General features: G+C 63.0%; 19 protein-coding genes. 3 read left to right on the top strand and 16 right to left on the bottom strand.

Features of this window, described 5'->3' with window-relative positions; genetic code table 11:
- Nucleotides 1-22: 22 nt before the first annotated feature.
- The 12 genes from JY96_RS23775 to moaA all read right to left on the bottom strand — a co-directional run bounded on the left by JY96_RS23775 (nucleotide 23) and on the right by moaA (nucleotide 16,316).
- Nucleotides 23-1,213, bottom strand: coding sequence for a PEP-CTERM sorting domain-containing protein (locus JY96_RS23775; RefSeq protein ID WP_200883532.1), 1,191 nt, complete (start codon nucleotides 1,211-1,213; stop codon nucleotides 23-25).
- 67 nt (nucleotides 1,214-1,280) lie between these two features.
- Nucleotides 1,281-1,988, bottom strand: coding sequence for a carbonic anhydrase (locus JY96_RS19480; RefSeq protein WP_035039940.1), 708 nt, complete (start codon nucleotides 1,986-1,988; stop codon nucleotides 1,281-1,283).
- A gap of 6 nt (nucleotides 1,989-1,994) precedes the next feature.
- Nucleotides 1,995-2,783, bottom strand: a complete 789-nt coding sequence (locus tag JY96_RS19475; RefSeq protein WP_035039938.1) for a peptidylprolyl isomerase — start codon at nucleotides 2,781-2,783, stop codon at nucleotides 1,995-1,997.
- Nucleotides 2,784-2,795: 12 nt separating this feature from the next.
- Complete coding sequence (gene narI / locus JY96_RS19470) at nucleotides 2,796-3,491, bottom strand: respiratory nitrate reductase subunit gamma (RefSeq protein WP_035039936.1); 696 nt, start codon at nucleotides 3,489-3,491, stop codon at nucleotides 2,796-2,798.
- Nucleotides 3,488-4,192: a nitrate reductase molybdenum cofactor assembly chaperone gene (narJ, locus tag JY96_RS19465; RefSeq protein WP_035039934.1), complete on the bottom strand. Its 705-nt coding sequence runs from the start codon at nucleotides 4,190-4,192 to the stop codon at nucleotides 3,488-3,490. Before narJ ends, narI begins: the two co-directional genes overlap by 4 nt.
- Before the next feature lie 4 nt (nucleotides 4,193-4,196).
- On the bottom strand, nucleotides 4,197-5,720 hold the full coding sequence (narH, locus tag JY96_RS19460; protein WP_035039932.1) for a nitrate reductase subunit beta: 1,524 nt from the start codon (nucleotides 5,718-5,720) through the stop codon (nucleotides 4,197-4,199).
- Nucleotides 5,717-9,514 (bottom strand): nitrate reductase subunit alpha, encoded by a 3,798-nt coding sequence (locus tag JY96_RS19455; protein WP_035039930.1) that lies wholly within the window; start codon nucleotides 9,512-9,514, stop codon nucleotides 5,717-5,719. Before JY96_RS19455 ends, narH begins: the two co-directional genes overlap by 4 nt.
- A 20-nt stretch (nucleotides 9,515-9,534) precedes the next feature.
- Nucleotides 9,535-10,986 (bottom strand): MFS transporter, encoded by a 1,452-nt coding sequence (locus tag JY96_RS19450; RefSeq protein ID WP_035043737.1) that lies wholly within the window; start codon nucleotides 10,984-10,986, stop codon nucleotides 9,535-9,537.
- 32 nt (nucleotides 10,987-11,018) lie between these two features.
- Nucleotides 11,019-12,281 carry a nitrate/nitrite transporter gene (locus JY96_RS19445; RefSeq protein ID WP_035039928.1) on the bottom strand — a complete coding sequence of 421 codons (1,263 nt, stop codon included), beginning with the start codon at nucleotides 12,279-12,281 and terminating at the stop codon, nucleotides 11,019-11,021.
- 134 nt (nucleotides 12,282-12,415) lie between these two features.
- Complete coding sequence (locus JY96_RS19440) at nucleotides 12,416-13,171, bottom strand: response regulator (protein ID WP_035039926.1); 756 nt, start codon at nucleotides 13,169-13,171, stop codon at nucleotides 12,416-12,418.
- Nucleotides 13,168-15,243: a type IV pili methyl-accepting chemotaxis transducer N-terminal domain-containing protein gene (locus tag JY96_RS19435; protein ID WP_235333984.1), complete on the bottom strand. Its 2,076-nt coding sequence runs from the start codon at nucleotides 15,241-15,243 to the stop codon at nucleotides 13,168-13,170. The genes JY96_RS19440 and JY96_RS19435 overlap by 4 nt, the downstream gene beginning before the upstream one ends.
- Nucleotides 15,244-15,332: 89 nt before the next feature.
- On the bottom strand, nucleotides 15,333-16,316 hold the full coding sequence (gene moaA / locus JY96_RS19430) for a GTP 3',8-cyclase MoaA (protein ID WP_235333983.1): 984 nt from the start codon (nucleotides 16,314-16,316) through the stop codon (nucleotides 15,333-15,335).
- Nucleotides 16,317-16,454: 138 nt separating this feature from the next.
- On the opposite strand from moaA, the gene JY96_RS19425 reads away from it, so the two are divergent.
- Nucleotides 16,455-16,970: a hemerythrin domain-containing protein gene (locus JY96_RS19425; RefSeq protein ID WP_052162761.1), complete on the top strand. Its 516-nt coding sequence runs from the start codon at nucleotides 16,455-16,457 to the stop codon at nucleotides 16,968-16,970.
- A gap of 102 nt (nucleotides 16,971-17,072) precedes the next feature.
- On the opposite strand, the gene JY96_RS19420 is transcribed toward JY96_RS19425, so the two are convergent.
- On the bottom strand, nucleotides 17,073-19,190 hold the full coding sequence (locus JY96_RS19420; RefSeq protein WP_152606589.1) for a PEP-CTERM sorting domain-containing protein: 2,118 nt from the start codon (nucleotides 19,188-19,190) through the stop codon (nucleotides 17,073-17,075).
- Nucleotides 19,191-19,377: 187 nt separating this feature from the next.
- On the bottom strand, nucleotides 19,378-20,106 hold the full coding sequence (locus JY96_RS19415; RefSeq protein ID WP_035039922.1) for a glycosyltransferase family 2 protein: 729 nt from the start codon (nucleotides 20,104-20,106) through the stop codon (nucleotides 19,378-19,380).
- A 274-nt stretch (nucleotides 20,107-20,380) separates the two neighbouring features.
- Between JY96_RS19415 and JY96_RS19410 the strand changes: the two genes are divergently transcribed.
- Together JY96_RS19410 and JY96_RS19405 are read left to right on the top strand one after the other, a co-directional pair.
- A complete protein-coding gene (locus JY96_RS19410; protein ID WP_035039920.1) occupies nucleotides 20,381-21,559 on the top strand; it encodes an alkane 1-monooxygenase in 1,179 nt (392 codons plus the stop codon).
- A 104-nt stretch (nucleotides 21,560-21,663) separates the two neighbouring features.
- Nucleotides 21,664-22,761 carry a 2Fe-2S iron-sulfur cluster binding domain-containing protein gene (locus JY96_RS19405; protein WP_052162759.1) on the top strand — a complete coding sequence of 366 codons (1,098 nt, stop codon included), beginning with the start codon at nucleotides 21,664-21,666 and terminating at the stop codon, nucleotides 22,759-22,761.
- 3 nt (nucleotides 22,762-22,764) lie between these two features.
- Here the strand turns inward: JY96_RS19405 and JY96_RS19400 are convergent, their stop codons facing one another.
- Complete coding sequence (locus JY96_RS19400; RefSeq protein ID WP_161784367.1) at nucleotides 22,765-24,330, bottom strand: efflux transporter outer membrane subunit; 1,566 nt, start codon at nucleotides 24,328-24,330, stop codon at nucleotides 22,765-22,767.
- Nucleotides 24,331-24,363: 33 nt separating this feature from the next.
- Nucleotides 24,364-25,488: an ABC transporter permease gene (locus JY96_RS19395; protein ID WP_035039919.1), complete on the bottom strand. Its 1,125-nt coding sequence runs from the start codon at nucleotides 25,486-25,488 to the stop codon at nucleotides 24,364-24,366.
- Nucleotides 25,489-25,491: the final 3 nt, after the last annotated feature.

Raw genomic sequence — 25,491 nt, 5'->3', positions numbered from 1 at the left:
GCCCGCATCAGAAGGCGGCTTGTCAGCGGGAACGACGCTGGCGTGCCGCCAGACTGATGCCAGCAAGGCCCAGGCCCATCAACGCATAAGTGGAAGGCTCGGGAATGGCTGGGGTGATGTCCAGAGGCGTGAAAGTCACGTCGGAGATGGTCTCGGTGCGCGAAACCTCCTGGTTCAAATCCACATTGACACTTGCCGCCAGGTACACCGTCTTGCTACCCGTCCCCAGATTGGCCAGGCTCAGCGTCCAATCCTGTGTGTCAACACTGTTGGAGGTCATGGCGCTGTCGGTGACATACGACTGAGACTCGGGATCCCAGCTGCTGAATCCATCGCCGTTGTAGCTGAGTGACCTGCCCAGGCTGAAACCAGAACCCGTGCTGTTGAAGTACGCAGCCTCCATGACACCACTGAGGTTGTCGCCGATACGGATGGTCGCAAACGCATCAGCGGAACCGCTGCCAGACTGGTTAAACACCGATGCATAGTGGCCAGGCGTAGAAATGGGGTAGCCCAGCTGAGTGCCCCCCTCGGACACCAGCGAACCAACCAGGTTGCTGCGGTCCACAGACATATTGAGCGTGGCAGATCCTTCGACGATCAACAGGGTATTGGCCGTCAACTGGATGACAGCAGGTTGAGGGGTATCCCCATTCACGGTTCCGACGCTAGCCGACCTGCTTACCGAAGACATGTACTGCGTAGACGTGTTGGTGACGTCGAAACTGCCGTACTGCCCAGTGACGCTGTTGGCGCCGTACGTGGTGTAGTCATAGTTGCCGTACGCAGCGGGCGCAGAGGCCGACTGGACGTTCAGGCTGGAGACCGTCACCGAGGCACTCGTCTGCGTGCTGGAAGCGGTCAGGTTGATGGAGTTATCAGGGGTGAGCGTCGCTGCGGGGCTGCCCTGCCCCAACGGGCCGACCTGATAGCCCGCCCCATCAGAGACGGTGGGCGTGTGAAGGTTGTAGCCGTAATCAGACAAGGTCGGCGCCTGGGACAAGGTCGTGCTGCCAAACCAGTTACCACCGCTGATCGTGATGCCCGGCGTGATGCCATCGTTGGGATCCAGATCGATCAGGCGATAGCGCAGATTGCCGATGCTCACACTGGAGCTGAAGAAGGGATCTTCCGCGTGAGCCACCTGCAAGGAAGCGGCCGCCAGAACGGTCAGCGAAACGAATAGACGAACGCCAGCTTGGTATACAGACATAGACACTCCTGAGTTTTTATCGTTCTCCATTATGTACACACCACCATGCCTTCATGCCCCCCCTCATTCAGGTGTTACCGTTCGGATACCACGAAGCATCCACCTCGTTGAAGATGGAGCCGTTGTCAGGATCGACGTCCTGGTACGGCCCCGTTCCACTGTGTTCCGCGTGCGTGGCCGGCACGAAGCGGCCAGACTTCACGTCGAACACATAGACCTCGCCCTCTTCGATCACATAGTGCCACCCGTGCAGCGAGATCTGCCGTTTCTCGACGCGCTGGCGCACCATGGGATAGTCCATCAAGCGCTCCAGTTGCAGCACGATGGAGCGTTGCTCCGTGCGGCGCAAGGCCTCTTCGGACACCTGCACCGGCAAGGCCGCCTCACGGGCCAGGTCCAGCCAGGCTTGCAGGTTCTTGGCCTCGGGCGACACCTCTTCGTACAGCGCCTTCATCGCGCCGCAATGGGAATGGCCGCACACGATGATGTGGCTCACATGAAGATTGAGCACCGCGTATTCGATGGCGGCCGCCGTGCCGTGCAGGCCATGCAGGCCGTTATAGGGCGGCACCAGGGCCCCCACATTGCGCACGATGAACAACTCGCCGGGCCCGGTGCCCGTCAGCATATAGGGCACGAGCCGGGAGTCGGAGCAGCCCACGAACAGGATCGTGGGGTGCTGGCCTTGTTCCACCAGATGCTGGAACTGTTCCTTGTAGTCCGGGAAGTAGTCGTTACGGAAGCGCCTGAGGCGCTCCAATAAGTGGTCATCCATGGACGATCACTGAATCAGTGGTGAGTCTGCTGCGTCCAGGTCCACGCCCTGCACGTCCCAGCGCGAGGCCAGCACGCGCATCGTCTGCTGCAAGGCCGTGATCCAGGCTTGTTGGCGCAAAGACTGCGCCACGGCTTCGCTCACGGCTTCATAAGGCTGCGCCTGCCCAGGGTCCCGCGCCAGCACCTCGACCACATGCAGGCCAAAGCGGCTGTGCACCAGTCGCGGCAACACGCCCACGTTGGCCGTGCCTTCGGTCTGCCCGAAAAGCTCCCGGGCAAACTCGGGCGCACAGTCCTGGGCATCGAGCCAGCCCAGGTCGCCGCCCCGTTCGCTGCTGGGGCAGTTGGACAACTGGCGAGCCGTCTCGCCAAAGCGATTGGGATCGGCACGCACCTCCAGCAAAGCCTGCTCGGCGCGCTGGCGCAGGGCCTGCACGTCCACCCCAGGCGTCACGGCAAACAGGATGTGGCGGGCCTGCACGCGCTCGCCAATCGCGTATTGCGCAGCGTGCGCCGCATGGTGACGGCGGCAGGCTGCCTCGTCGGGCTCGGGCACACGCAGTTGCTGCAGCAGGTACTGGTCGATCGCCTCGGCCGCGGCCTCGGTGATAACGCCACCTTCCGGTGCAGGGTCATCCTCAGCCAGCAAACCGGCTTCGATCGCCGCCTGACGCAACAACTCCAGGCTGGCGCGCTGGCGCCGATCGGCATCGGTCAAGAGCTCAGAAGCGTCCGCCAGCACCACGTCGCCCACGCGCAAGGCCACGGGCAGGGTAAGTTCAGCAACTTGCATGTGCTTGTCTCCTTACAGGCCGATCTTGCGGCTGCGCACCACTTGCCACGGGCGAACCAGGTAGCCCACCGAGGCAAAGCCGCTCCACACATGCACCAGGCGGGTGAAGGGGAAGATGGCGAACAGGCTCATGCCCATGAACATGTGCACCTTGAACACCGTGGACACATCGGTGATGAAGCTGGCTGCGTCACCACGGAAGGTCACCACATGCTGGGCCCAGGCCATGAGCTTGAGCATGGTGCCGCCATCACTGTGCTCGATCGACAGGGGCACGGTGGACAAGCCCAGCAACAGCGTCGCCAGGATCCAGAACAGCACGAGGAAGTCACGGCCACGCGAAGTGGCGCGCACGCGCTCGTTGCTCAGGCGGCGATGGATCAGCAACAGCAGCCCGATGAGGCCGATGCTGCCCAGCGTGCCACCGGCGATCACGGCCAGCATCTGCTTTTGCGAGGCCGTCACGCCCAGGGCGTGGATGATCTCGGGCGGCGTCAGCATGCCGAAGAAGTGACCGAAGAACAGACCAATGATGCCCAGGTGGAACAGGTTGGAGCCCGCCCTCAAGGTACCCGTGGCCAGCATCTGGCTGGACTCGCTGCGCCAGGTGTACTGGTCGCGATCAAAGCGCGCCAGGCTGCCCAGCAGGAAGATGGCCCCGCAGATATACGGGTAGATGCCAAAGATGAATTGATGTGTGAGGCTCATGCTGCTGCTCCTCTGTTTTGCTGCGCGCCCTGCGCATTGCGCCGGACGATCTGGATGGGTTGAGGCTGATCCGGCCGCTGCTGGCCCTTGCTGGAACAACCGCCAAAGGCATCGGGCTCGGCCCAGGCTGCGTCCAGGGCCTCTTCTTCAGGCACCTCGACCGCCTCGATGGGCTGTTCACCCAGCTCCAGCGCCGCACCCAGCACGTGGGCATACAGGCTGTGGCGCTTGAGCAGGGCTGCATAGATGGCGTTGAGGATGTGCGCCACCTCGCTCATGAAGCCCACAGCCTGAGCGGCGGGCTGCGTGGAGACAAACTCCAGCACCACGGGCAGGTAGTCGGGCATTTCACGGTTGGCCTGCGACGGGTCCAGGAACAGGCCGCCCTGCTCATAGGTCTGCAGCAGGTCGACCATGGCCTGGCCACGGTCGCGTGAATCGCCATGCACGTGCTCGAACAGGTTCAAGGACGTGGCGCGGCCGCGGTCGAACAACTCGACGTAGTCGGTCTCCACGTCAAAAATGTCGCGCGCTGCCAGGCTGTCGATGAGGGTGTCCAGGCCTTGCAGGCGCTTGGCCGACAAGGCCCCTTCGGCATGCAAGGCCTCGCGCAGGGCCGGCAAGGCCGCGCGCAAGTCTGCATCGGGGTAGCCCATCAGGCGGGCGAGCACACGCAGGCTGTAAGTCGGTGTCTTCTTCATGGTCTCAAACCTCCGACTTGATGGGGATGGTGCGGCGCTTCTTGCCACCGAACAGGCTGGCGTCGGTCTGCCCTTCCGAGCAGCCGTTGCCAAACGAGAAGCCACAGCCGCCACGCACGTCGAACGCGTTTTCGGCGTACTCGCGGTGTGCGGACGGGATCACGAAACGGTCTTCGTAGTTGGCAATGGCCATGATGTTGTACATGTCGTCCACGGTGTGCTTGTCCATGCCGACCTGATCCAGCACGCGCTTGTTCTCCACGCCGTCCACATGCTTGCCACGCATGTAGGCGCGCATGGCCAGCATGCGCTCCAGCGCGCGCGTGACGGGCATGGTGTCGCCTGCGGTCAGCAGGTTGGCCAGGTACTTGACGGGGATGCGCAACTGGTTGACATCCGGGATCTCGCCGTTGACGCCGATGTCACCCGAGTTGGCCGCAGCCTGGATGGGCGACAGGGGCGGCACGTACCAGACCATGGGCAGCGTGCGGTACTCAGGGTGCAGCGGCAGGGCCACCTTCCACTCCACGGCCATCTTGTAAACGGGGCTGTTGCGGGCCGCGGCCATCCAGGCATCGGGGATGCCATCCTTGCGGGCCTGCTCAATCACCTTGGGGTCATTCGGGTCCAGGAAGATGTCGAGCTGCGCCTGGTACAGGTCGCGGTCATGCTCGACGCTGGCGGCTTCCTGGATGCGGTCGGCGTCATACAGCAGCACGCCCAGGTAGCGGATGCGGCCCACGCAGGTTTCGGAGCAAACCGTGGGTTGGCCCGCTTCGATGCGGGGGTAGCAGAAGATGCACTTCTCGGCCTTGCCCGATTGCCAGTTGTAGTAGATCTTCTTGTACGGGCAGCCGCTGACGCACATGCGCCAGCCGCGGCACTTGTCCTGGTCGATCAGCACGATGCCGTCTTCCTCGCGCTTGTAGATCGAGCCTGAGGGGCACGACGCCACGCACGCCGGGTTCAGGCAGTGCTCGCACAGGCGCGGCAGGTACATCATGAAGGTGTTCTCGAACTGGCCGTAGATGTCCTTCTGGACATCATCGAAGTTCTTGTCCTTGCTGCGCTTGCTGAACTCGCCACCCAGGATTTCTTCCCAGTTGGGGCCCCACTCGATCTTCTCCATGCGCTTGCCGGTGATCAGGCTGCGTGGGCGAGCGGTCGGCGGCGCCTTGGACTTGGGCGCGTTCTGCAGGTGCTCGTAGTCGAAGGTGAAGGGTTCGTAGTAATCGTCGATCTGCGGCAGGTTCGGGTTGGCGAAGATCTTCATCAGCAAGCTGAGCTTGCCGCCTTGACGGGGCTCGATCTTGCCGTTGCCCTTGCGCACCCAGCCACCATTCCACTTGTCCTGGTTTTCCCATTCCTTGGGATAACCGATGCCGGGCTTGGTTTCGACGTTGTTGAACCAGGCGTACTCGACGCCAGGGCGACTGGTCCAGACGTTCTTGCAGGTCACCGAGCAGGTGTGGCAACCAATGCACTTGTCCAGGTTCAGGACCATGCCGATTTGTGCACGGATCTTCATGCATGTTCTCCTTGCGTGGACACTTCGTCGTCCAGCCAATCGACCTTGTTCATCTTGCGCACCACCACGAACTCATCGCGGTTGGTGCCGATCGTGCCGTAGTAGTTGAAGCCATAGCTCAACTGGGCGTAGCCACCGATCATGTGCGTGGGCTTGAGCACGATGCGCGTCACCGAGTTGTGGATGCCACCGCGTGTGCCGGTGATCTCAGAGCCCGGGGTGTTGATGATCTTTTCCTGCGCGTGGTACATCATGACCATGCCGGGCTTGACGCGCTGGCTCACCACCGCACGGGCCGCAATGGCGCCGTTGGTGTTGAACAGCTCGACCCAGTCGTTGTCCACGATGCCGGCGCCCTTGGCGTCATCCTCGCTCAGCCAGATCACGGGGCCACCGCGGTTGAGCGTGAGCATCAACAGGTTGTCCGTGTAGGTGGAGTGAATGCCCCACTTCTGGTGCGGCGTGATGAAGTTCAGCGCAATTTCCTTGTGGCCGTTGGGCTTGCGGTCCTGCACGTCGTGCAGGGTCTTGAGGTCCACCGGTGGCCGGTAGGACACGAAGCCTTCACCGAAAGCAATCATCCATGGGTGATCCATGTAGAACTGCTGACGGCCGGTGAGCGTGCGCCATGGGATCAGCTCATGCACATTGGTGTAGCCGGCGTTGTACGAGACCTTCTCGCTTTCCAGGCCAGACCAAGTCGGCGAGGAGATGATCTTGCGCGGCTGCGCCTGGATGTCGCGGTAGCGGATCTTCTCGTCTTCGCGGTGCAGGGCCAGGTGGGTGTGATCCAGGCCGGTCTGCTTGCCCAGTGCCTCCCAGGCCTTGACGGCCACGTGGCCGTTGGTCTCGGGGGCCAGCATCAGCACCACCTCGGTGGCGTCGATGTCGGACTCGATCTTCGGGAAGCCCTTGCTCACGCCCTCCTCGCGCACCAGGCCATTGAGCTCGCCCAGCGCATGGACTTCATCCTGCGTGTTCCAGCCGATGCCCTTGCCGCCATTGCCCAGCTTGTTCATCAGCGGGCCCAGGGAGGTGAAGCGCTTGTAGGTGTTGGGGTAATCGCGCTCGACCACGGTGATCTGCGGTGCGGTCTTGCCGGGCAGCAGGTCGATCTCGCCCTTCTTCCATTCCTGCACACCAAAGGGCTGGGCCATTTCGCCAGCGGTGTCGTGCATGATGGGCGTGAGCACCACTTCCTTCTCGGTGCCCAGGTGGCCCACGCAAACTTCGGAGAACTTCTTGGCAAAGCCCTTGTAGATCTCCCAGTCAGAACGGGCTTCCCAGGCCGGGTCCACCGCCGCAGACAGCGGGTGGATGAAGGGGTGCATGTCGCTGGTGTTGAGGTCGTTCTTCTCGTACCAGGTGGCGGTGGGCAGCACGATGTCCGAGTACAGGCAGGTGGTGCTCATGCGGAAGTCCAGCGTGACCAGCAGGTCCAGCTTGCCTTGTGGCGCTTCAGCATGCCACTTGACTTCTTCAGGCTTGGTGTCGTCAGCGCCCAGGTCCTTGCCCTGCACGCCGTGGGTGGTGCCCAGCAGGTGCTTGAGGAAGTACTCGTGGCCCTTGCCCGATGAACCCAGGATGTTGGAACGCCACACGAACATGTTGCGCGGCCAGTTGGCTGGGTTGTCCGGGTCCTCGCAGGACAGGTTCAGCGTGCCGTTCTTGAGCGCGTCGACCACATAGTCCTTGGGGTCCATGCCCTTGGCCTGCGCGTCCTTCACCACCTTCAGCGGGTTGGTTTCCAGCTGGGGTGCAGAGGGCAGCCAGCCCATGCGCTCGGCACGCACGTTGTAGTCGATCATGCTGCCGCCGAACATCTTCTTGTCGGCCAGCGGCGAGAGCACCTCGCCTACGCCCAGCTTTTCGTAGCGCCACTGGTCGGTGTGGGCATAGAAGAAGCTGGTGGAGTTCTGCTGGCGCGGCGGGCGCGACCAGTCCAGCGCAAAGGCCAGGGCCGTCCAGCCAGTTTGCGGGCGCAGCTTTTCCTGGCCCACATAGTGCGCCCAGCCCCCACCCGACTGGCCGATACAGCCACACATCATCAGCATGTTGATGATGCCGCGGTAGTTCATGTCGCAGTGGTACCAGTGGTTCATGGCCGCGCCGATGATGACCATGGACTTGCCCTTGGTCTTGTCGGCGTTGTCGGCGAACTGACGGGCCACGGTGAGGATCTGTGCGCGGGGCACACCGGTGATCTGCTCTTGCCAGGCGGGCGTGTAGGCCACATTGTCATCAAAGGACTTGGCGCCGTCGTCCACCAGATTGCCTTGTGCATCGGTCAGGCCGCGGTTCACACCGTAGCTGGCCACCTGCAGGTCGAACACCGTGGCCACCCACACGTCCTTGCTCACGCCCTTGTCCTGCACGGTGATGCGCTTCATGGGCACATTGCGCAGCAGCACATCGCCTTGCTTGTTGGCGTTGAAGTTGGGGGTGTCGATGCCACCGAAGTACGGGAAGGCCACCTTGTTGATGTCGGCCTGGGTGCCCTCTTCCAGCACCGACAACCTGAACTTGACCTCGCGGTCGCCCACGGCTTCCTTGCTTTCCAGGTTCCACTTGCCTTGATCAGCGCGGCCGTCGGCACCCCAGCGGAAGCCGATCGAGCCATTGGGCTGCACGATGCGGCCATCCAGCTCGTAAGCCAGGGTCTTCCATTCGGAGTTGCTGCCCGCGGCCAGTTCGGCGCTCATGTCGCTGGCGCGCAGGTAGCGGCCAGGGACCAGGGCCTTGCCGGCCGGGGTGTCCTGCTCTTCGAGCATGACCAGCATGGGCAGGTCGGTGTAGCGGCGGGCGTAATCGTCGAAGTACGCGCTGCGCTTGTCGAAGTAGAACTCCTTGAGGATCACATGGCCCATGGCCATGGCCACGGCGGCATCGGTGCCCTGCTTGGGGTGCATCCAGATGTCGGCCAGCTTGGAGATTTCCGCGTAGTCGGGCGTGACGGCGACCGTCTTGGCGCCCTTGTAGCGGACCTCGGTGAAGAAGTGGGCGTCCGGGGTGCGGGTCTGGGGCACGTTGGAGCCCCAGGCGATGATGAAGGTCGAGTTGTACCAGTCGGCCGATTCAGGCACGTCGGTCTGCTCGCCCCAGATTTGCGGGCTGGCGGGCGGCAGGTCGCAATACCAGTCGTAGAAGGACATGCACACGCCACCGATCAGGCTCAGGTAGCGGCTGCCTGCGGCATACGAGATCATGGACATGGCCGGGATCGGCGAGAAGCCGATGATGCGGTCCGGCCCATGCTGCTTGATCGTGTAGACGTTGGCGGCGGCCACGATCTCGTTGACCTCGTCCCAGCTGGCGCGCACGAAACCGCCCAGGCCTCGCTCTTTCTGCCAGCTGCGGCGGGTATCGGGATTGCTCATCAAGGCCGCCCAGGCGTCCACCGGGGACTTGGCCACGGCACGCGCAGCACGCCAATGCTTGAGCAACTCGCCGCGCACCATGGGGTGCTTGACGCGGTTGGCGCTGTACAGATACCAGGAGTAGCTGGCGCCGCGCGCACAGCCGCGTGGCTCGTGGTTGGGCAGATCAGGCCGGGTGCGAGGGTAATCGGTCTGCTGGGTTTCCCAGGTCACGATGCCGCCCTTGACGTAGATCTTCCACGAGCAGGAGCCCGTGCAATTCACACCGTGGGTGGAACGCACGATCTTGTCGTGTTGCCAGCGGTTGCGATAGGCGTCTTCCCAGGTGCGGTCTTCGCCGGTGGTGACACCATGCCCATCCGAGAAGCCCTGCTTGGGCTGCGCGAAATAGGTCAGCTTGTCCAGAAAGTGGCTCATTGTGTTTACTCCGTATCCAATCAGCAGGGCTGCTCGGCGTTGTCACGCGCATAGAACCACCAGGTGGTCACGATGCACAGCAGATAAAAAGCGATGAAGATCAACAGGGCCGCTTCGGGGCCACCCGTGGCGCCGATCGACGTGCCGTAACTCTTGGGGATGAAGAAGCCACCGTAGGCCGCTACGGCGGCGGTGAAACCCAGCACGGCGGCGGCTTCGGTGTTGGCCTCCTTTATGGCGGCGTTCATGCCGGCCTCGTCATTGCGGGCCACACCCTTGGTCTTGAGGTTCATGAAGATCACAGGGATCATGCGGAAGGTCGAACCATTGCCAATGCCCGTGGTCAGGAACAGCACCAGGAACATCAGGAAGAAGCCGGTGAAGTTGCCAGCCTCAGGCCCCCAGGGCAAGGCGAAGGCACTGTGCGCGCCCTTGGGCAGGAAGAACAGCACACCCACCACCGCGCAGGCCATGACGATGAAGTTCCAGTAGGTCACACGGGCACCACCGAGCTTGTCGGCCAGCCAGCCACCGAAGGGGCGCACCAGCGCACCCACCAGCGGGCCGATCCAGGCGTAAGCCAGCGGGTTCACATCCTTGAACTGCGACTTGATCAGCAGCGGGAAGCCGGCGGCATAACCAATGAAGGAGCCGAAGGTACCCAGGTACAGGATGCACATCAGCCAGTTGTGCTTGTTGCGGAAGATCGCCGCTTGCGTGGCGAACGAGGCCTTGGCGTCCGCGATGTCGTTCATGAAGAACCAGGCGGCCAGCGTGGCAATCACGATCCAGGGCACCCACACGAAGGCGGCGTTCTGGGCCCAGATTTCAACGTGCGCACCTGCCTTGTTGACGATCTGCTGCGAGTCGCCACCGAACACACCGAACACGCCCACCGAGATGATGATGGGGCTGAGGAACTGCACCACCGACACGCCCAGGTTGCCCAGGCCGGCGTTCACGCCCAGGGCCGAGCCCTTGCGCTCCTTCGGGAAGAAGAAGCTGATGTTGGACATGCTGGAGCTGAAGTTGCCGCCCCCCAGGCCGCACAGCAGCGCCAGGATCAGCATGGTGGGATAAGGCGTGGTCGGATCTTGAATCGCCATGCCGATGCCGATGGCAGGGATCAGCAAGGAAGCCGTCGAGATCGCCGTCCAGCGGCGGCCACCAAAGACCGGCACCATGAAGGAGTAGAAGATGCGCAGCGTCGCACCCGACAGCGCGGGTGCCGATGCCAGCCAGAACAGCTGGTTGGTGGTGTACTTGAAACCCAGCAGCGGCAGATTGACCGCCGCCACGCTCCACAGCTGCCAGACCGCAAAGGCCAGGAACAGCGCGGGCACCGAGATCCACAGGTTGAGCTTGGCGATCGCCTGCCCTTCGGCCTCCCAGAAGGACTTGTCTTCCGGGGTCCAGATGGCCAGGGTACTGCCCGGCTTGGCCGGCCCTGACGACACAGTTGTGCTTGCCATGATGTTGTCCTTGTTCAAGGTGATGCGGTGATTCAGGCGCGGCTGCCGACAAGCGCGCCCTGGGGTTCACCACCCAGCACGTCACGAGAGCGGACTTCGGTGCGGTACATCCAGATCAGGGAGACCCAGACCACGCCGTAGAGGAACATGAAGGCGCTGGAGCGGACCCCGGTCATGTCCAGCAGAACGCCGAAGATGATGGGCAGGATGAAGCCACCCATGCCGCCAGCCAGACCCACGATGCCGGAGATGGCGCCGATATTGGTGGGGTAGTCGTCGCTGATGTACTTGAAGACGCTGGCCTTGCCGAAGGCCCAGGCGATGCCCAGGGCGAACATCAGTGCGGTGAAGGCGTAGACGTTCAGGCCGAGGTGAAAGGTCTTGACGCCATTGACGGTGTTGATGGAGAAGTCGGTCTGCGGATAGCTCAGGATGAACAGGCAGATCCAGCTGGCCCACAGCACCCACCAGGTGACCTTGTGTGCGCCGTGCTTGTCCGACAGGTAACCGCCGATCGCGCGCAGCACGCCGCCAGGCAGCGAGAAGCAGGCAGCCAGCAAGGCGGCCACGCGGATGTCCAGGCCGTACTCACCCACGTAGTACTGCACCATCCACAGGCTCAGGCCCACGTAACCACCGAACACGATGCTGTAGTACTGGCAGTACTTGAGCACGCGCGGGTCCTTGAGCTGCTTGAGCTGCTCGGTGAGGCTGGCCTTGGATTGAACCAGGTGAGCAGGGTCGGAATGGCTACCGAACCAGAAGATCAGGGCCGTACCCAGCATCACGGCGGCGTATACCTTCGGCACCATGGTCCAGCCGAAGGCCACCACCAGGGCAGATGCCACGAACTTGTTGACCGCTGCACCCGAGTTACCAGCCCCGAACACACCCATGGCGAAGCCTTGCTGGCTCTTGGGGAACCAGCGGGCCACATAAGGTGTGCCCACCGAGAACGAACCACCAGCCAGCCCCAGGAACAGGCCCAGCACCAGGAAATGCCAGTACTGCGTGGCGTAACTCAGCAGGTAGATGGGGAGCACGCACAGCAGCAAGGTGACAAACATCACGATGCGGCCACCGAAGCGGTCGGTCCACAGGCCCAGCGGCACACGCACGAGCGAGCCAGTCAGGACTGGTGTAGCGGTCAAAAGACCGAACTCGGTGGCGCTCAAGCCGAGCGTTTTCTTGATCGGGATGCCGATGACCCCGAACATCATCCAGGCCATGAAGCACACCGTGAAGGCCAGTGTGCTGACGCCCAGGACAGATAAGGCTTTGCCTCGCGTAGACATGGGAAACTCCTTTCCAATGCCACGCAGTGTCAAAAAATCAGCCTGCTCTGAACATCCTTCTCTCGAACATGGACATCATCCGTTGGGAGTACTACCACCCCTGGGGCTTGATCTGGATCAGTCTTCCTGCCGACTCAATCCCTGGACTGACTCGTGGCGAACACAGCCGCCTGCACGCGCGAAGTCAGGTTGAGCTTGCGCAGGATGTGCTGCACGTGGATCTTGACCGTGGTCTCGGCGATGTCCAGCGTGCGGGCGATTTCCTTGTTGCTGGCACCACGGGCAATTTCGCGCAGGATGTCGCGCTCACGTGGCGACAGGCGGGACATGCCAGCAGCCAGCTCCTCGCCGCGTGCATCGACCCGTGTTCCCAGGTGCTCAGCCTCCGCTGCCTCGTTGCCAAGCGGGGCAAGGGGTGCGCCGGACGCACCGCCGGCCTCCGCTGGTGAACTGAGGGCCTGTCGATAAGCCGCAATCAGCTTGGTCGTCATCTCGGGCGACACCACGGACTCCCCTGCCCGCACCCGCAAGATGGCATCCACCAGCGCCTCGCCCTCGATGGTCTTGAGCAGGTAACCCGCCGCGCCCCTGGACAAGGCCTGGGCCAGGTCATCGGCATCCTCGCTGACGGTCAACATCACGATGCGCACCTGCGGCACCGCGGCATACAACTGGGGCAAGGCGTCCACGCCATGCACACCAGGCAGGTGGTTGTCCAGCAAGATGACATCGGGTTTGTGCAGCTGCGCCATCTTCAGCGCCTCACCCGCATCACGCGCCTCGGCCACCACGCTGACGCGGCTGTCACGAGAGAGCAAGGCGATCAGGCCACGGCGAAACAGATTGTGGTCATCAACCACGAGCAGGCGAACGGTCACGTTGTCGGTCATGTAGAGGCAAGGTTCATGGCAGTGTCGGCGCCGGCACTCCCGGGTGAGTGGCTCGGGCTGGCCGTCAGCTTGGGCAGGCGCAGCTCGACGCGGGTCCCGTCCGGGGCCGACTGGAAGGTCAAGGTGGCGCCAATGCGTTGTGCGCGCTCACGCATGATGCGCAAGCCCACGTGGGTATCGTCCGGCGGGCCGGACTCGACATCGAAGCCGCAACCATTGTCGGACACGGACACACACCAGGCCGGCTGCGTTTGTACATCCACCCAGACCTGCGTGGCCTGGGCATGCTTGCGCACGTTGGACAGGCACTCCTGCACGATGTGCAGCACCTGGATCTGCACATCAGGTGGCAAAGGCAGGCCCTGGCTGTGCAAGCTCAGGTGGCCACGCAAGCCGGACTGGTGCTCGAACTTGGACAGGGTCTCACGCAAGGCCGGCTCGATGTCTTCGGCATGCGTGCGCACACGGAAATGCAGCAGCAACTCGCGCACATCGCTGTAGCTTTCGCGCACGCCGGCATCCAGCTCGTTCATGCTGGCCTCGATGGCCTTGTCGTCGCCGCGCATCATGGCGTCGCGCAACAGCTGCATCTGGATCTTGAGGAAGGCCAGGGACTGGGCAATGGAATCGTGCAGCTCCTGGGCCAGCATCTGGCGCTCGGCCGCCACGGCGGATTCGCGGTCCAGGGCGGCTGCGCGCAGGCTTTCCATGGCCCCGGCCAGGTGGCTGGCCAGGGCCTCGAACAGACCACGTTCTTCTTCGCTGAAGTGCGGGTCCCCCCTGAAGAAAAGCTCGACCTCGCCCAGCACGCGCTGATGCAAGCCCAGGGGCACGGTGACCAGGGTCGTGTAGCCGGCCTTCTCGCAGTGGTCTTTCACCGTTTGTGCGGCAGACGCCTTGGCCAGTGCCTTGGCAGCGTCCTGAATCGGGATCACGCGGATGCCAGGCAGACCACTCGCGTCAACCCGAGCGCCACACAGGCAATCGCCGGACAGCACGCATTGCTCGTCTTCGGCCATGATCTTGGGCAGGCAGTCGCTGGCCAGCAGCACATAACGCTCATTGGCCTCGTCAGACCAGCGGATGGCCACGGCGTCTGCATGGGCGATGCGGCGCATCTGTTGCGCGAAGCCTTGAGCCAGAACTTCCAGCTTGTCCGCCTTGGCCACGAACGCGGCCACCTCGTACAGGGCACTGAGCCGTGCCTGCTTGATCTCCAGGCCGGCGGTCTTTTCCTTGACCTTGAACTCCAGGTTGCCATAGAGCGACTGCAGGTTCTCGGCCATGCTGTTGAAGCCCGAGGCCAGGGCCCCCAGTTCATCCTCGGTATCGACCGTGACCCGCGTCGAGAAGTCACCCTCTTCGATGCGCCGCAAGCCACTCTGCAGACGTGCAACGGGCTCCAGGATGACAACGTGCCCCGCGTACAGCATGGCCAGCGCGCTGAGCACGGCCAAAGCCATCATCGCCAGCTGGAAGGTGTGCAGCAAGGCCGTCCAGCGTGCAATGTGGTGCTCGATGGCGGACACGAAAACGTCGATGCGGGAAACAAAGTCGTCGACATTGCCGCGCAGCGAGCCGGAAATCGGCGCACCGTTGGCGATCTCCAGCGCCTGGGCGCGCAGCACCGCCCAGTCCTCATTCACGCCCGTGAAGCCGCTGCGGGTGTCTTCATCCCAAGGCACGCTCAAGGGGCGCCCAGGGTCACCGGTGCGAAGCAGCGTCAGGCTGTTCTCGAAGTCCTGCAGCCTGCGCTGGATGTCGTGCGGGAATTCTGCCTGCTCGACCGTGGGATGCTGCAGGCTCAGGGCCAGCTGGTAGCTGCGCATGCGCATGCGCCCAGCCTCGTTCACGGCGGCCGCGCCCCCTTCCAGTTGCCAGGTCACCCACAGGGTCAGGCCGATGGAGGCCAGGGCCAGCACCAGAAAGGCGCCCCCAATGGCCAGCAGCTTGGAGGCCAGGCCCTTGCTGACCATGCGCGCGCCCATGCTGCCGAGCGCATCCAGCGCGTCACTGCTGACGGCGCTGGTGCTGTCTGTTCGCTGTTTGATGTCTTCCGAAGAGGCTGCCACCCGTGCTCCATCAGGGCCCATGCCCGGGCCCAAGGGCACCATTGTCCCTCGCCGGGCGAAACCTGATCAAGCCAGACAAGCCCATGGGCTTAACCACCCGTCTGGGACATGAAGCGCACGATCTGCTGAGGGCGCTCGTTGAACTCATGTCGCTCGGGTTTGGCGGCGATGCCCGCCAGGATGGCCTGGGTCAACTCGGCGTCGCTGGCACCGGCCCGCAGCATCTGCCCCAGCGGCACCTGGTCGTTCTGGCCGAGGCACAGGTACAGTGTGCCGTCCACACCCAGGCGCACACGGTTGCAGGAGGCGCAAAAGTGCCGTGACATGGGTGTGATCACACCCAGGCTCATGCCGCCATCAGGGGTGCGCCAGTAACGAGCCGGCCCTGCCCCCTGCCCCAGCACCTGAGGCAACAGGCCGTGCTCACGCGCCAGGTCTTCGCCCAGACAGGAGAGGTCCACCCCCTTGCTGGCACGCCCGGTGTCACCCACCGGCATGGGCTCGATCAGGCGCAGCACAAAGCCCTGCTCGATGGCAAAGGCCACCATGCGGCGCACTTCATCCAGATTCACGTCGGCCTGAACAACCATGTTGAGCTTGATGGGATCAAAGCCGGCGGCCCGAGCTTCCTTCAAGCCATCCAGCACATCGGCCAGGCAATCGCGCCCGGTGATGCGGGCAAAGCAGTCCCGGTCCAGCGAATCGAGGCTGATGTTCAGGCGCTGCACACCCGCCTCGCGCAAGGGGCGCGCATGGCGGGCCAGCTGGGTGCCATTGCTGGACACGGACAAATCCTGCAGCCCCGACAAGGCCGTCAAGCCACGCGCCAGATCCGCCACCCCCCGGCGCAACAGCGGCTCGCCACCGGTCAGGCGGACCTTGCTGACGCCCTGGGCCACGAACAGGCCCACCAGGCGGGTCATTTCGTCATGCCGCAGCCAATGATCGGGCTCCTCGAAGCCCTTGAAGCCTTTGGGCATGCAGTAGGTGCATCGCAGGTCGCAGCGGTCCGTGACCGAAACACGCAGGTAATCAATGCGGCGCTGGAAGGAATCAATCAGGCGGGAGCTCATGTTGCACAGCCTCATTGCCCTTGGGAAAGCGGGCAATTTGCCTGCACTGTAGTCAGCCACTCGCCGATTGCCTATCGACCTGAAGGATTAGTCCCTGGTGAATTCGCCACAAGCGGGCAGCCGTGATATCAATACGCCATGCGCCAGCCACTTCAACCCATTGCCCCCCGCATCGACGACCCGATCGAGTTGCTGGTAGCCTGCCATGACAAGGTGCGGCGCTTTGCGGGCCTGACGCTCAGGTTGCGTGACCATCTGGCAGCCAAAGGCCCGGACCAGCAGGCCCAGGAGGCGGCGCAATCCATCCTGCGCTACTTCAATGTGGCCGCGCCACTGCACCATGACGACGAAGAGCTGGACCTGTTTCCCGCATTGCGGCAACTGGCCATCGCTGAACTTGACCGGCACATGGCGGAACTGGAAGCCGAACACGCTGAACTGGCCTCGCTCTGGCAAAGCCTGGGCGCCTGGCTCACGGCCACGGCAGCGGGCCAGCCCCACCCCGCCCCGGATGGCGTCGATGCGTTCGCTCAACGCTATCAGGCCCATGCCCAGCGTGAGGAGGACGCGGTCTACCCCTTCTCTGCTCGACTGACCGCCGAGCAGACAGGCCGCATCAGCGCCGCCATGGTGGCACGCCGCACCGTCGCCTGAAGGCGCACCCCCTCGGTCAATCCGCGAGGACAAAAGCAAAGAGGGGCTCGAAAGCCCCTCTGCCCATCTGAGACAGCGCGCGCCCAGGACAGGCGCTGGCGCTCAGGCCTTGCCGACCTTCCGCTTGCGGGCCCACAACAACACCATCGCGCCGCTGACCGTCAAGAGCACGGCCGAGGGCTCTGGCACCGCAGTCGGGCCACCGGCGATGTTCATGGCCATGGCCTGGGGCAAGGCGGGTGCCGACACGGCCATCAAATGCCCGCCCCCGGTACCGAAAGCATAGGTCTGGCCGCCGAGGTATTCGTTGCCTGCCACGGTCGGGTCATAGTAGACGTTGAAGGGGCTGTTGATCGAGGCCAGTTGAGACAGGCCGCCCTCCAGCTGGATATGCCCCACGTACAGGGCGCCACCGCTGAGGTTGTTGCCGTCGGTCAGCACGTACTGGCTGGCAGAACCCAGCACCAGTTCGGACCAGGCAAAGTTGTTCTGGTAGGCGCTGCGCGTTGCACCCAGGTCTGCGCCGGCCAAGGCCAGTTGCTGCGTGCCACTGCCGGTCAGGTGCAGGCTCGCCTCGTCGGTGTGCCAGGCTGTCGATTGCAAGCTAGCGTTGAGGAAGTTGCCCGAGACGGTGAAGGTGTCGGCACCGGCCGTCACCCAGCCCGTACCACCCACCACGAAGTCCTTGAAGGTATTGCTGCCACCTTCACTGCCGTAATGGCCTTGCACCGTGAGCTTGCTGCTGACGGAAACCGCCCCGGCCTGCGCCAGCATGTCGCCATTGGCGCCGATGGTGACTTTCGCTGCATTCAGCGCGCCACCTGACTGCACGGCCAGCTGGCCACCCTGGATGGACGCGGTTGCCACCGTCATGCTGCCGTTGATGGCAACCTGCCCGGCAGTTTGTTGCAAGCTGCCAGTGCCCTGCACCACGCCGTTGTTCACGAAGGTGCCAGCCACGGCGATCTTGCCCTGATTCAGCAAGGTGCCTTCGTTTTGCAGCATGCCGCTGGCCGCCACGTCAACCGTGCCCTTGTTGGTCAGCGTGGCACCACTGAAGTTGATCATCTGGCCCGTGGAGGCCCGCAGGGTGCCCGAGTTGGTCAGCGCGGCGCCGTTGGTCAGGATCTCGCGAACCTCCAGTACGCCAGCGTTGTTCAAAGTCCCTGTGTTGTACAGATTGGCACTATTGAGGGTGCCCCGGACATCCAGCACACCACCAGCATAGTTGTTGAGATCACCGTCATTGGCTTGCGTATAGCCGGCAATCACCTTCAGGTTTGCATAATTGCGCAGCGTACTGCCCTGCTCCAGCTTGACCGCACCTGCTTTGGCTTCGCCAAATGCGAAATCACGGTTCAACACCAGACGCCCCTGCGCACTACTGTTGATGAAGGTACCACCGGTGAAATCGTAGTTGCTGCCCTGCGCCAGCATGAACACACTGTCCGATGCGGTGATCGTGCCATGGTTGATCAGTGTGCTACCGCTGACATTGTTGAAGCTACTGCCCGCCTTGATCAAGCCACCAGCCTCATTGACGATGGTGCCTGTGTTGAGCACGCCCGAGGTGCTCAGCGTGGCGCCGCTGCGATTGCGCAAGGTGCCCTGGTTACTGATACTTGCGTTCGCCAATGCCTGAAGATCTGCCCGGTTGTCCAGCGTCCCCCCCAAACCATTGGTCAACTTGCCGGACGTCAGCCGGAAGCTACCGTTGTTGACCAGGCTGCCGCTGTTGGTGATGGCAACGTAGTGCCCTTCGAACACCCCGTTGTTGGTCAGTCTGGCCCCGGCCATGTTGTTGACCGGCGCATCAGCCTGGATCTGGCCGGTGTTGGTCAGGGTACCGAGGTTGTCCAACGAGGTGGCAGCCGTTGCACTCAAGATGTGCAGCGTGCCGGTGTTGGTGAAGGATTTGTTGTTCGTCAGACGAGCAGAGGTTTCGAAACCGTAAGCGTTGCTGAAGTAACTCGCATTGTTGGTCAACGCCCCCTGGCTGCTGAGGCCATCCTTGCCCACGCGCACGAATATGCCCTGGATCACCCATTCATCCCCCTCGGGAGGGGTACTGCCCAGCGCGCAGGAGAAACAAGGCGGAAGATAAACGACTGCAGCCTGCGCAGAAGCGTGCACAGACATACCCAGCCCCAAAGCCGACACCAAGCCTATGGAGGCATACAGACGCGATGCGTGACTGAGCACGGGAGCAAATGGCTTCATGAAAGATCCCAGAGTGAATGGTTTTGTTGGTCCCAATGACGTTGAGGGCAACCCCAACCAACCCCATCAAACCAGGTCGGTCGTGCCACGTCTGTGTGTCAGGTATTTTTACAAATCAATTTTTTGCGTCCATCCCTAACCGTACATAGCTTACCGATGTCGGCGCACCACAATCCATTGACCTTGGTCAACGACGCACGTCGTAATAGAAATGATCTGCCGCCTTGCGGTTGGTGCCTTCGAATATGTCCCTCACCAGTTGGGGGTTTCGCCAGAGATACCAGTCACCGAAAGTGTCGAATTTGCGACAGGAGGTGGTGATGCCGTGACGGCGGATCGTCCCATAGCGTTTACCCTGAAGTCGACCGTGGGCCTGCAGGCGCAAGGCGAAGTCGATGTCTTCCACGCTGATCAGGGCCTCGTCAAAGCCCCCAACGGCCTCGAAGTGCTCACGCAGGAACCAGAACATACCCGCCGAGACACCCCGCTTGAGCACGTAAGGGATGACCACCAGCATGCTGAAGAAGATCCCTGTGGACATGCGCTCGGGCCACATATAGGTGCCGCCGCCGATGTAGCGCGGGTCGTGCACATGCCGCAGGATGGCCGACACCGTGCCGGGCGCCATCCAGTTGTCGGCGTCCAGCGTGACCACGGCGGGTGCCGTGGTGCCGCGCACAGCCTCGTTGCGCACCGCGGCAATGCACTTGGTGTCGTTCACCACGCAACGTGCGCCCATGGATTCGGCAATCGCCTGCGTCCGGTCCGTGCAACGGTTGAGCGCCACAACCACCTCCACGTCAACCGAGGCCTGCCTGGCCGACACCTGGATGCTGTCAAGGCAGCGCGTGATGAACTTGGCTTCGTTGTGCGCCGGGATGGCCACGGCGAGCCGGGGTGACGGAGCTTGTTGCATGAACTGAGGCTGATCAAGGTTTTGCGCGCGACAAACGTGTCGCAGGCCATTTCTTTTGATCTGGATCGTATGCGAGATCCGCCACATCACCATCGCGATTCACCGCATCTGACGCTCACCCTACTCAGATCAGGGTCTGATTTCTTGATCTCCCTACAGTCGCGTCCATGGCTGGCTCGTGCTGTCTACACGACGAGACCAGTCACAGCTACCGCAAGCCCCCTGTTTGAGGCTTTCGGCGTTGTCAGACAAATGTGTTTGCAGGAGATATGCGATGACCAAATATCTGAAGGGCTGGCTGATGCCGGCATTGGCCGTACTGATGATGTACATGATTGCGCACGGCGGCTGGTACATGTGGGCGCCATGGGCGTTCGTGTTGACGGTGTTCCTGTCGGCCGACCTGTTCCTGCCGCATGACTTGTCGGAGCCGCCCAAGTACCAGAACGCGTTCTTGCTGAACCTGCCGCTCTACACCATCCTGCCCATGCTGGCACTGTTGAACTTCACCGTGCTGTGGCTGGTGGGCAGTGGAGACCTGCTGGGCTTTGGCGCCTGGGTGCAGCAACACATCGGCCTGGACCTGTTTGCCGCGCGTGCCCGAACCAACCACTGGGGCATGTGGGCCGGTTGCATCCTGGGTGTGGGCCTGATGAACGCCGTGGGCGGCACCGTGGCCGGCCATGAACTGACGCACCGCACCGGCAGGCCCTTCGACCTGTTCATGGGCCGCTGGATGCTGGCCTTCACGTGTGACACCTCGTTTGCCATCGAACACGTCTATGGCCACCACGTTCGCGTGGCCACGCCTGCCGACCCTGCCACGGCGCGTCGCGGCGAGAGCTTCTACACCTTCACCGTGCGCTCGACCATCCAGAGCTATGTGCATGCCTACCAGCTTGAAAAGGCCCGCCTGGCCAAGCTGGGCAAGTCGGTGTGGAACCCGTTTGCCAGCCCCTTCCTGCGTGGCAACCTGGAGAACATCGCCATGTTCGTGGCTGCCTACCTGATTGCCGGCCTGCCCGGTCTGGGCTTCTGGGCCTTGCTCGCCTTCGTGGGCAAGCAGTACCTGGAGATCACCAACTACTTCGAGCACTACGGCCTGATCCGCGTGCCTGGTGAACCCGTGCAGCCGCGCCACTCGTGGAACTCCAACCACTGGGGCAGCACCAATGTGCTGTGGAGCCTGGCCCGCCACTCCCACCACCACGCTGAGGGTGAAGCGCCCTACTGGACGCTGCATGCCTACCCCAACGCCCCCATGCTGCCCAACGGTTACCTGGGCATGCTGCTGATCGCGCTGGTGCCCCCTCTGTTCAAGAAGTTCATGACGCCTGCCCTCAACGAGTGGGACGAAAAGCATGCTTCGCCCGCCGAGCGCAAGCTGGCCCAGCAAGTCAGCCGGGAAAGCGGCATGACAGGTTTGAAGATCGTCAATGCCAAGCTGGCTTGATGCACGCGCATTGCCAATGAAGTAACCGTACGCCGAGTTGATCGGCGCACACCCCGACCGCAGGCGAAAGCGCCTGGCGGTCGTTGTCATGACAGGACCCCATCGTGCCTCCCAGCCTGTTTAGCCGCCTGTTTGGCAGCAGCCCCTCCGAGTTCAAGCTGCAGATCAACACCCCCGAGCTGACCGTCACCGCACAGGCCAAGGAAAGCCTGTTGCTCGCAGCCCTGAACCAGGGCATTGCCTTTCCCTACAACTGCCGCGTGGGTGGATGCGGCGAGTGCAAATGCCGGCTGGTATCAGGCAAGGTCAAGGAGTTGACGGACAAGAGCTACCTGCTGTCCGCAGAGGAACTCAAGGACAACTACATCCTGGCTTGCCAGAGCTTGCCCAAGTCTGATGTGGTCATTGAAGTGGCGTTGCGGCAGGGGCAAGTCACCCATCCGATCGTGGAAACAACGGCGCGCATCACGGCGCTCAAGCCGCTGACGCACGACATCCTGCATGTGCAGATGGAGACCGAGCAGCCCTTGAGCTATACGGCCGGGCAGTACGCCGAGATCGTGGTGCCCGATGCCGCTGCTGCGGCTGCCGGCCAAGGCCGAAGCTACTCGTTTGCCACGGCGCATGCCCCGGATCGGCCGAAGGCTGTGGACTTCTTCATCCGCAAGGTGGGGCAAGGCGCATTCACGGAGTGGCTGTTCAGCAAGGCCGAACCCGGCCAACTGCTTCAGTTGCGTGGCCCGTATGGCGATTTCTGCCTGCGCCCAGGCGCCCACCCCATGGTCTGCATTGCCGGTGGCAGCGGCCTGGCACCCGTCAAGGCGCTGCTGGAGCAGGCCATCAAGGACAAGCAAGCCAATCGCCCGCTGGTGCTCTTGTTTGGCGCCCGTACCGAGCAGGATCTGTACGGGCTGGACGCCATCGACCAGATCCGTCGCAACTGGACAGGCCGCTTCGTGTTTGAGCCCATCTTGTCCAACGAAGCGGAGGGCAGCAGTTGGAAAGGCCGCCGTGGCCTGATCACCGATCACCTCAAGGCCATTCTGGGCGAGCGCCTGCCCGACCATCAGGCTTATATGTGCGGCCCGCCGCCCATGATCGACGCGTGCGTGGAGGTCTTCACGCAAGGCGGCATGCCCGCCACCCAGATCTTCTTTGACAAGTTCCTGGACAGTGGGCACGCGGCTCATGCCAAGCCCTGAGCCTCAAAGTCCGTCCAACCCGACAGGCAATGCCGGGTTGGCCGAGGCCACCGTTGGTGGGCGGGCAGCTGGCAACGGCCAGTTGTCGCGCTGTGCAGACCAACCACCGCCCAGTGCCTTGTACAGCAGCACCGTGTAAAGCGCACGGGAAACATCACACTGGATGGCTTCATCTTCCCGCTGCAAGGCCGTGGCTTCGGCCTCCAACGCGGGCTGCAACAGTTCGCTGCCTGATACGAACAAGGCCTGCTTGTGCTCGGACACCTTGCGGGCCAGGCGAGCGGAGTTGCTCAGCTTTTCATAGCGCACGTCGAAGGCCTTCTTCGCTGTGAAAGCGTTTTCCACATCCTCCAGGGCGGTCAGTACGGCCTGCTCATACTGAGCCGCCACGCCTTCAAGCTGCGCCTGGTTGGCGGCGATATTGGCCCGGATGCGACCGCCTTCCAGCAAGGGCAGGCGCATGCCGATGCCCAGCGACTGCACGCTGAAGTTGTTGCCCTCCATCGAGTCCGGGTGCATGCGGCCGGCCATGCCGCCAAAGCCGATGTAGAACTTGGGGAACAACTCGGCTTTGGCCGAACCCAGCTTGGCCGCTTGTGAGCGCACCTTGCGGGCGGCACCACGCACATCCGGGCGGCGCTCCAGCACATCGCTGGGCATCACCTCTGGCAAGGCCGTGGGCAGGTGGAAGCTGGCGGGTTGAGGGGGCAGCGAGGTCAGCGTCTCGGGGGCGCGGCCCATCAGCACGGCAATGCGCCGAATGTGGCTTTGCAGCAGGGCCTTGAGCGGCTCGATCTGCGACTCGGTGTAATCCACCTGCAGGCCGGCACGGTCAACCTCGGAGGCCGTTGTCTGCCCGGCCTTGAAACGGCCTTCGGCATACTGATGCAGGCGGCGCGCCACGGTCACGCCCTGCTGCAGCAGGATCAGGCGGCGCTCGGCGCCACGCGCTTCAAAATAGTGGCTGGCGATGTCGGAAGCCACCAGCAACTGGGCGCCATGCTGCTGCTCTTGTGCCCCGAACATCAGCTGACGCACCATCTCTGAGTCACTGTGTCGGGCGCCAAAGACGTCCACTTCCCAGACAGCATTGAGCCCGAAGCCGTGTGTGTTACCCAGTGACATGGTGGGCTGCGTGTCCACCTGAGGCACAGGGATCGGCAGGTTCGCAGGCATGGTGATCTGGTTCTGGATGGGCACCGGCGTGTTCTGCCGGGTACGCCCTGCCCCTGCGGAGGCTTCCACCGTCGGGTAGTAGGTGGACTCGGCCACGCCCAGGTAGGCACGGGCCTCCTTGACGCGCGCCAGGGCCACGCGCACATCGGTGTTCTTCTTCAAGCCCTCGTCGATGTAGGCACTCAACACGGGGTCATCCAGCGTCTGCCACCAATTGGCCAGATCGGCCATGGCGCTGCCCGGGGCGCGTGGTGCGGCGGCGTCCATCTGGCTGGGCAAGGTGGTCTGCAACTCGGGCATGTCCACGTTGACGGTCGTGCACGCGGGCAAGGCGGCCAGCGCCACGACTGCAGCCAGCAGGCGCAGCGAGAAAAAGTCAGAAGGTGTACTCACAACAAACTCCATGAGCCCAACACGCAGGCACGCTCAGCCCTGGCGGGCCAGCATGGCCCGAAAGCGCAGCAATGCCATGACCAGGAAAGCGCCGCCAATGCCCGCCACAGCCAGCATCTGCGGCCAGACGATGTCCACGCCAGCAGCGCGGTAGAGGATGCCCTGCGCCAGCCGCACGTAATGGGTTGAGGGCGACAGCAGCATCACGTTCTGCAACCACACGGGCATGCTTTCGCTGGGCGTGCCCGAACCCGACAGCAGGTACATGATCACGAAAACCGGCACCGACAGCAGCCCGAACTGCGGCATGGACGAAGCCACCGTGGCCAGCAGGATGCCCAGCGCCGTCAATGAAAACAGGTAGAGCCCCGTGCCCGCCAGGAAGAGCATCAGCGAGCCGCCCACCGGCACCTTCAACAGGCCCTGCACGATCAGCAACACCGACAGCCCCACGGCCAACAGGATCAGGAAGCCATTGGCCACGATTTTGGCCACCGCGATTTCACTGGGCCGCACGGGCATCACCAGCAGGTGCTCGATGGTGCCGCGTTCACGCTCGCGGATCACGGCCGCGCCCACCAGCACCACCGACAACACGGTGACGTTGTTGATGACCTGCATGATCGAGGTGAACCAGCTGGTCGTGCTGTTGGGGTTGAACATCACGTGCACCACCGAGCGTGTGGGCAGCATGGCGTCGAAGTTCTTGACCCGCAGGTAATCCAGCGTTTCACGCAGGATGATCTCGCTCACATAGGCCATGCCCAGGCCACCTTGCGCCATGGCCGTGGCGTCCACCGCCACCTGCACGCTGGGCGAGCGCATGCCTTGCACATCGGCCTCGAAGTGTTCGGGGATGTAGAGCACGAACATCATGCGGCCCTCGTCCATGGCCACTTGGGCTTCTTCGGCGCTCATTTCCACCGGTGGCTTGAACATGGGCGGGCGCAAGGCATCGCGCAGGCGCATGGACAGGCCGGTGCGGTCCGCGTCCACGATGCCGATGTCGACGTTGCTCACGTCGCTCTTGGCGCCCGTGGCCACCACGTACACGGCCACGGTGAACGACACCAGGATGGCCCCCATCATGGTCCGGTCACGCAGGGCGCAACGCAGCTCCTTGATGCTCAGATGCAGCACATTGATCAACCAGATCATGAC

Source organism: Aquabacterium sp. NJ1 (assembly GCF_000768065.1).
In the GTDB taxonomy this organism is placed as follows: Bacteria; Pseudomonadota; Gammaproteobacteria; order Burkholderiales; family Burkholderiaceae_C; genus Aquabacterium.
This window is presented reverse-complemented; position numbering and strand designations above follow the sequence as displayed.

Excerpts from the sequence above, each read along its gene's own strand:
- narI (WP_035039936.1), bottom strand. The coding sequence starts at position 3,491 with ATGAGCCTCACACATCAATTCATCTTTGGCATCTACCCGTATATCTGC.
- JY96_RS19415 (WP_035039922.1), bottom strand. The coding sequence starts at position 20,106 with ATGCAACAAGCTCCGTCACCCCGGCTCGCCGTGGCCATCCCGGCGCAC.
- JY96_RS19450 (WP_035043737.1), bottom strand. The coding sequence starts at position 10,986 with ATGGCAAGCACAACTGTGTCGTCAGGGCCGGCCAAGCCGGGCAGTACC.
- JY96_RS19440 (WP_035039926.1), bottom strand. The coding sequence starts at position 13,171 with ATGACCGACAACGTGACCGTTCGCCTGCTCGTGGTTGATGACCACAAT.
- JY96_RS19445 (WP_035039928.1), bottom strand. The coding sequence starts at position 12,281 with ATGTCTACGCGAGGCAAAGCCTTATCTGTCCTGGGCGTCAGCACACTG.
- JY96_RS19475 (WP_035039938.1), bottom strand. The coding sequence starts at position 2,783 with ATGCAAGTTGCTGAACTTACCCTGCCCGTGGCCTTGCGCGTGGGCGAC.
- moaA (WP_235333983.1), bottom strand. The coding sequence starts at position 16,316 with ATGAGCTCCCGCCTGATTGATTCCTTCCAGCGCCGCATTGATTACCTG.
- JY96_RS19410 (WP_035039920.1), top strand. The coding sequence starts at position 20,381 with ATGACCAAATATCTGAAGGGCTGGCTGATGCCGGCATTGGCCGTACTG.
- JY96_RS23775 (WP_200883532.1), bottom strand. The coding sequence starts at position 1,213 with ATGTCTGTATACCAAGCTGGCGTTCGTCTATTCGTTTCGCTGACCGTT.
- narJ (WP_035039934.1), bottom strand. The coding sequence starts at position 4,192 with ATGAAGAAGACACCGACTTACAGCCTGCGTGTGCTCGCCCGCCTGATG.
- JY96_RS19395 (WP_035039919.1), bottom strand. The coding sequence starts at position 25,488 with ATGATCTGGTTGATCAATGTGCTGCATCTGAGCATCAAGGAGCTGCGT.
- JY96_RS19425 (WP_052162761.1), top strand. The coding sequence starts at position 16,455 with ATGCGCCAGCCACTTCAACCCATTGCCCCCCGCATCGACGACCCGATC.
- JY96_RS19480 (WP_035039940.1), bottom strand. The coding sequence starts at position 1,988 with ATGGATGACCACTTATTGGAGCGCCTCAGGCGCTTCCGTAACGACTAC.
- JY96_RS19420 (WP_152606589.1), bottom strand. The coding sequence starts at position 19,190 with ATGAAGCCATTTGCTCCCGTGCTCAGTCACGCATCGCGTCTGTATGCC.
- narH (WP_035039932.1), bottom strand. The coding sequence starts at position 5,720 with ATGAAGATCCGTGCACAAATCGGCATGGTCCTGAACCTGGACAAGTGC.
- JY96_RS19455 (WP_035039930.1), bottom strand. The coding sequence starts at position 9,514 with ATGAGCCACTTTCTGGACAAGCTGACCTATTTCGCGCAGCCCAAGCAG.